General features: G+C 50.3%; 2 pseudogenes. Both read right to left on the bottom strand.

Features of this window, described 5'->3' with window-relative positions:
• Positions 1-229: pseudogene (locus R8N47_RS27785) on the bottom strand (hypothetical protein); the annotation flags it as partial.
• Positions 230-246: 17 nt separating this feature from the next.
• A pseudogene (locus R8N47_RS27780) lies at positions 247-543 on the bottom strand (phosphohydrolase); the annotation flags it as partial.

Here is a 543-nt window from a genome sequence, read left to right as displayed (position 1 = left end):
GTGCATGTTCCCTCAGGACAGACTCACTCAGGAAACCATACTGCATCCCCATCAATACAAGCCTGCCAATGCCAAAACCCAGGCCCAATGCAACAGCTCCACGAACCAGCACGACCTTCAACGACTGGAGCCATGTCAGCTCAAGATCCATCCCCTTACGGGAAGACCGACGCACCAGCACCGTAGATATGCCCAACCCCAAAAACACCAAAAAAACAAAATCCAACATTGCCACCTCTGCACAAATCAATCAGAACCACAGGCCTCTCGGCCAAATGCGCCACCAGGGAGAACCCACTTCTGCCCCTCCGGCACAAAAATCGGGAGCGTGTAATCTTCTCTGGATACCTGCTCCAATGCCTCAACATCACTAATCTGTATCGGCGCAACAGCAGAACCTAAATCTATTACGTCGATTTTTTTTCTTGATACCGTCACACCAAAGGTTTGTTCATACTGAGCAATTTTCCCAGCTCGTTCAGGCCAGTAGTGACGGATCGTGGACCAGATACGCTGTGAGTTGTAGATGCAGGTCATACACGA

The organism is Vibrio sp. 2132-1 (genome assembly GCF_033344315.1).
This window is presented reverse-complemented; position numbering and strand designations above follow the sequence as displayed.